This is a genomic window from Streptomyces sp. NPDC055140 (assembly GCF_053607285.1).
On record NZ_JBSGTG010000096.1, the window covers coordinates 1 to 5,791 of the forward strand.

Annotated in this window: 6 protein-coding genes; 3 read left to right on the top strand and 3 right to left on the bottom strand. The window is 66.4% G+C overall.

What is annotated here, in order from left to right; all coding sequences use genetic code 11:
- Nucleotides 1–846: 846 nt before the first annotated feature.
- Nucleotides 847–1,083 carry a DUF397 domain-containing protein gene (locus ACWFR4_RS47370; RefSeq protein ID WP_453658007.1) on the bottom strand — a complete coding sequence of 79 codons (237 nt, stop codon included), beginning with the start codon at nt 1,081–1,083 and terminating at the stop codon, nt 847–849.
- Between the two features lie 2 nt (nt 1,084–1,085).
- Nucleotides 1,086–1,988: a helix-turn-helix domain-containing protein gene (locus ACWFR4_RS47375; protein ID WP_453658009.1), complete on the bottom strand. Its 903-nt coding sequence runs from the start codon at nt 1,986–1,988 to the stop codon at nt 1,086–1,088.
- A 112-nt stretch (nt 1,989–2,100) separates the two neighbouring features.
- On the opposite strand from ACWFR4_RS47375, the gene ACWFR4_RS47380 reads away from it, so the two are divergent.
- Genes ACWFR4_RS47380 through ACWFR4_RS47390 form a run of 3 tightly spaced genes read left to right on the top strand, consistent with a single transcriptional unit; the run spans nt 2,101 to nt 4,901 of the window.
- Nucleotides 2,101–2,601 carry a hypothetical protein gene (locus ACWFR4_RS47380; protein WP_453658011.1) on the top strand — a complete coding sequence of 167 codons (501 nt, stop codon included), beginning with the start codon at nt 2,101–2,103 and terminating at the stop codon, nt 2,599–2,601.
- Between the two features lie 16 nt (nt 2,602–2,617).
- Nucleotides 2,618–4,009: a hypothetical protein gene (locus tag ACWFR4_RS47385; protein WP_453658013.1), complete on the top strand. Its 1,392-nt coding sequence runs from the start codon at nt 2,618–2,620 to the stop codon at nt 4,007–4,009.
- A 10-nt stretch (nt 4,010–4,019) separates the two neighbouring features.
- Nucleotides 4,020–4,901, top strand: coding sequence for a bifunctional diaminohydroxyphosphoribosylaminopyrimidine deaminase/5-amino-6-(5-phosphoribosylamino)uracil reductase RibD (locus tag ACWFR4_RS47390; protein ID WP_453658015.1), 882 nt, complete (start codon nt 4,020–4,022; stop codon nt 4,899–4,901).
- Between the two features lie 18 nt (nt 4,902–4,919).
- Here the strand turns inward: ACWFR4_RS47390 and ACWFR4_RS47395 are convergent.
- The coding region (locus ACWFR4_RS47395; RefSeq protein WP_453658017.1) for an aldo/keto reductase at nt 4,920–5,791 on the bottom strand (872 nt) is incomplete at its 5' end.

The following is a 5,791-nucleotide window of genomic DNA, read 5'->3' on the forward strand; positions in this document are numbered from 1 at the left end:
ACCCTGAACGACCTCCTCTAGGCCCCCCGACGTCTGAGAGGAGTGCGAACGCGCACTGCCACGCCGGCTCGCTGACAGGCAACCGCCCCGGCAGTGCCCCCGGAACGTGCCTTACTTACCTTCCCCGGATGTCGGCCTGTGACCTGCGAATTCATCCGAAACCGCTAGATAGCGATGGGATTAGCCGCGGGCCTGGCCCTCGTGTGCGGCGCAGCTCGCGGCATGCCCTACGCCCCAGCAACGGCCGGAGTCACCGGATCCCGGGGCCCTCTCCGCCCCGGGCTCTACGCCTCGTGGAATGTCTGCGCACCGTTACCCCGCTGCCCATCGGCGTCTCTGCCCCGAACAAACAGTGGCGCCTCCTTCGCCGACGCCGTCATCGTCGGCTCCGCGATCATCCGCCTCGAGGCCATGTTGGGCTGGGTTGTGAGCAGATCCGCGCCCGGTTCGTCGCCGCTCCAACGGGACCGGGCTTGGGCGCAGTTCACTGCTCCGTCCGCGTACAGGTTGTGGATCCGGCCGGCGTCCCTGACGGTTCCACTGCGCCTGCAGGTGCCGATGGCCGATTTCTGGAGTGCGGCTGCACTCGCGATTGTCACAGGCCTCACGCCCCTTCGAACGTTCGAGGACGACGCCCGCCGCGTACGCGAGAGGGTGACCTGAGCGGGAGGCATGCGTGCCGCGAGCGCGGGCCGGGTTTCGGTGGACCAAGCTGGCGGCGACGGAGGTTCAACGAGCTGCCTCGCGGTCGGGCACGGGCCACGGTTGGCCTTCGCCTGCACCGTCGACCGCGTGGGCGAGGACACGATCGCCGCGCGATCTGTACATCACGGTCTCGGGTTGTAGTCAGTCGAGGCCGGCAAGTTGGTCGAATTGGCCTGCCTTCGCCCCGAGGATGGCGGACTCAAGCTCCTTCCTGGTGAACACCAGTGGGAGGCCATCGGGGTTGTGCGAATCGCCGATGAGGATCCACTCCCCTTTGCGCCCGAACCTGACGCAGTTCCCTCCGCCGCCGCTCGGGAAGTCCGATACCTGCCACTCGACATCGCTCAGGTCCAGTGTGGACGGATCGGGCTTTTGCACTGTCACTGCAGCTCCTTGATCATCTTCTTAAGCAGTACGCGGGTGGCGTCCGGGTCCAGCGCCCGCTCCCAGAGGCTGTTGAAGGCCTGTGAGTACGCATCTGTATAGAGCTCTTCATCGAAGTACCCCGAGCTGACCATGTTTTCCAACCACACGACAGATCGTGCGGGCTCGGGGAAGTGCATCACGACGAACGCCCCGGATGTGCCAGGGTGGCAGTCCACCGATTTGGGTAGGACGCGGATGGCGTTCCTGGGCTCCGCTGACTCAAGAACCAGTCGTTCGAGCTGGCCCTTCAGGATCTGCTTGTTCTTGACCGTCGTCCGCAGCCCCTCCTCGTCGAGCAGGGCACGGAATTCTCGCAGCGCGCCGCGGGCGATTCGGTTCTGGCGATCCATGCGGATGTCCACGAGGCCCTTGACCTCGGCAGGACGCAGTTCTTCACGCATCGCCGTGATGACGTACTCGGCGTATTCACGCGTCTGAAGAATGCCGGGCACGATCTTGGGTTCGTAGTTGTCCTCGCCCCGGGCGCGCAGTTCGAGAGCGAGGAAGCCCTCGAAGCGCATGGGGCCGAGCAGGTCAGCGTTTCGGCGCCATAGGGCTGGCCGAGGTCTGCTGGGTGTCGTCTCGGCCTTCAGGAGGGCCATCACCTCGCCTCGCTCAGGCGGCCCGGCTTCAAGGCAGTCAAGGAGCGCTTCCGTGAGCTCCGGTGACAGGCGCTTCCGCCGGCCCTGTTCGAGCCTGCTGACTGCGGAGCCGTCCAGTTTGAAGGGAGGCTCGTGCCTGCTGAGGAGTTCTGCAACCGCACTCTGCGTCAGATCGCGTCGATCGCGCAACTTCCGGACGAGGACGCCGACTTCACGCAGCACCAGCGATCCGGGGGCCTCGTTCCCATGCGACATGTTGGCCAGTGTGACGGCTCGCCGATCTCCCGACAACCAATCTCTTCAGCAATTTGCTCAACCATGTTGCTTGGAGTGGGACGTTGAGCCATCCTGGCCAGGGTCGCGATCCGTGCGGGCGCTGTCGCTGGTCGTGGCATATGCCGCCGGTTGCGCGGACCGCTGCTGGATCCACCGTTGTCCGAGGAGGGCTGTAAGGGTGCTCCGCCCCACGTTGTTCCGCGTGTTGATTCTGGAGCGTGGATGGGAAAACTGGAGTGTCTTCGCCTGCCACTTGGAGCAGGCAGCCCGTGACTTGGCCGTTAAGTCCGACTCTCCCCGTCTCTTAGGGGTCTCTGTTGCCCGGCGCACGTTCGACCGGTGGATGATCGGGGAATCGAAGGGCATGCCGCAGGCTGACACTCGGGTGGCCTTGGAATACCTTCTGGGGTTCCCCTGCGTTGCGTTGTTCGGCCCGCCGCTCGACGCCACCAGCATGGCAAGGGCTGAGGAGGATCGCGGCCGCGTGGCTGATGCGATCACCATCAGTGATCGATGGCTGACCTCAGAGCTCTTCGCCTCAGCAGCCGGCGAGGTAGCGGACTCCTGGCAGTTCAGACGCCCTGGAGGTTGACGCGCATATGGTACGGATGACGTTGTTCCGTCAGTTGGTTCAAGATCGGGGCTGGACCACGGTCGAAACGTTCAGCACCCACTTCTCCAAAGCGGGACGGGAACTGGCCGAACAGACCGGGAAGAGCCGCCTTGCGGATATCCCCGTCGCCCGCCGCACCTTCGACCGGTGGATGGCCGGCGAACTGAAACGCCTGCCGCAGAAGGACACCCGGACCATCCTCGAGCACCTATTCCAGCAGCCCGTCGCGCTGCTGTTTGGCGCTCTGGACGCAGGCGGCGAGAACGGGGCCGCCGAGGTCCAGGCAACGGAGCGTCTCTCCACTCGCCAGGTCTCCTTCGGGGCGGGACTGGCGCAGGGGGGAATCCTCACCTCAAGCCCGTTCCTCCCGCAGGAAGGCGAAGACGTGGACCGCCGCCAGCTGCTCGTCGCCGGCAGCGCTGCAGCAGCACTCCCTCTCCTTCCCGGCCACGTCGGGGCTTCCGCTCAGCGTCGTCTCGACCGCATGACGCCGGACGAGGCAGAAGCCCTCCTCATGCATCTTCGCGAGATGTGGCACCTGCTCGTCCAGAGCGACAACCTCTTGGGCCCTCGCCACGCGCTCGGCGGCGTCCATCAAAACCTCGGCGTGCTCCAAGATCTTCTCGAGTGCACTGGTCCTCACCTGCGTGGCGAAGCCCTTGTCCTTGCCGCCCGCTATGCCGAGTCCGCGGCCTGGCTTCACGAGGACTGCACCACCGACACCGCACTGGCCTCGCACTGGACGAACCAGGCCATGGCATGGGCGGTCGAAGCCGGCGACGACGTGATGACCGCCTGGACACTGTTCCGGCGTGCCCAACAGGCCACCGCCTGTGGCCACGCCGCACCGAGCATCAGCCTCTCCCGCGCTGTCCAACGCTACGAACACATCCTCACTCCGCAGATGCGCGCCGCCGCCCTCCAGCAGGAGGCTCACGGCTACGCCCTCGCCGGAGACGAAGTGACGTGCCACCGGCTCATTGATCAGGCCGAGACTTACGCCGCACAACCCGAGAGTGCCGGAGACGGCCGCAGCGGGCACGGCGACTTCGCGACCCCGGCGTACCTTGAGGGGCAGCGCGCGAACTGCTGGCTCCTCCTGGGACGCTCGGACCGAGCCGTCCCGATCCTGTCCACCGCGCTCGCCACGATGCCACAGGTCTACCGGCGTGACCGCGGTCTCCTGCACGCTCGACTCGCCACCGCCCATGCTCGGACCGGCGACATGGACCAAGGCGTCGACCATGCCCGCCAGGCGCTGGTCGTCGCCCACAGCGGAGGATCGACGCGAACCCTCCGTGAGACGATCGCTGCTGTTGACGCGATGCGCTCCGCCCCTGACACCCCCGGGGTAGCCGAGCTGATCCGGTCCGTCGCGCAGAGCTGAGGGAGGGTCAATGCCCACGTCGGTGGAGCTGGCGGCGATGCGTCGCGCCATCGTCATCTCCGCGAGCGGGCTTGGCGCCACCAGTCCGAACCCGGCTGTCGGCTGCGTGATCCTTGATGCTGCGGGCCGCACGGTGAGCGAGGGGTACCACCTGCGTAAAGGCGAGGCGCACGCCGAGGTCAATGCGCTCGCGGCCGCCGGCGCTCGAGCCGCGGGAGGCACGGCCGTGGTGACGCTGGAGCCCTGCAACCACGAAGGCCTCACGCCTGCCTGCCACCAAGCACTCCTGGACGCCAAGATCGCGCGCGTGCTGATCGCCGTTATGGACCCCACCTCGCGGGGCGAGGGTGGAGCCGCCCGGCTGCACCAGGCCGGCGTCGATGTCCAGACGCATGTCTTGGAACAGGAGGCCCTGGCCGTGCTCGGGCCCTGGCGCGTCTCCCTGTCGTACCGGCGTCCCGTCCTGCACCTGCTGATCCAGATGGACTCTGCGGGCAATCCCATCGCCCCTGCGGCAGAGACGCTCGCCGAGGTCGAGCTTCAGCGCCACGCACACGATCTGGTTATCTCCATCGACGGTTCGGCCGAAGAAGGCCGGAACGGCAGTCATGGGCGCGTCTTCAGGGTGCCCACCTATCCGGTGCCCGACGAGCCAGGGGACGCGGTTGCCGCGCTCACCGAAGCCGGTGCCCGAACTGTGCTGCTTGTCGGGCCGTCGAATCTGGGTGAGCGGCTACTCAGCGCGGCATTGGTGGACCGCCTCACCCTCCTTCAGCCGGTTCCAATGCCGTCGCAGGCCATGACGGCGGTTCCACTGCTCCCGGACGGCTACGTCCTGGCCCGGATCACTCGTGCGGGCGAGCAGCTTGTCGTCTCCGCCGAGCGCCGCTGACCAACGCCCAGATCACGCTCATGGCTGCAGTGCCTTGACGGGCGAGAGCGATGCCGCTTCCTGGACTTGAGCCCGGAGGGCGGCGTAGACGTTGTCGACGATGCCGAGCTCCGGCGCCGTGAGCGGATCACCCAGGCAGCTGTAGTTCTGCTCCACCTGTTCCTCGGTGCTGAAGCCGACAACGACCACGCACTGATCGCCGCGCTGCAAGCTCGAGCGAAGAGCCAACCGCGTCAGCGTTCCCGGGGTGTCCCCGAAGTGGCCGCGCAGAATGTGCAGTTGCTCATCTACCCGTTCCTTGAGGGAAGGCATCAGCCTTGCACGTTGCGGAGTAGCTGGCCAAGGCGATGAGGTAGCCGCAACTCCCTTTCCAGCAAGCACGCCGTGAGCCAGTGGAGCCGCCAGCACCAGGCCGACGCCGTGCCGCGCCGTGAAGCTGAACAGATCCTGCCCTTCGAGAGAGACGGCTGGGGTGAAGGCATTGAACCGGGTCCAGACCACGTCCGGTTTGATCAGCCGGAACAGGTACAAGAACCGCTCGGTCTGGGCCGCCCACTCCTCTGGGGAGGCCGCGTAGTGCGTGAATGGTCCCCGCATCCCGATCGCCCTGATTGCCTTCACTTCCCGGAGCGTGCGCATCGAGTCGATGGCATTGCCCAGGTAGCGATCTCCAGGGCCGAAGTCGAAGCTGTCCAAGGTGTAGAGGTGAAGCTCTTCGGCGTACAGGTTCTCCAGGGTCTGCTCGAGCTGGTGGTGGATGTGACGGCCAGCGTACGGATGCTCTGCGCTGCCGCGTATCTGGCCGACCTTGCTACTCAGCTGGAGGGACAGCTCCGGGTTCTCGCGAAGGAACTGGCCGATGACGCGCTCGGAGTACCCGCAGCCGTAGG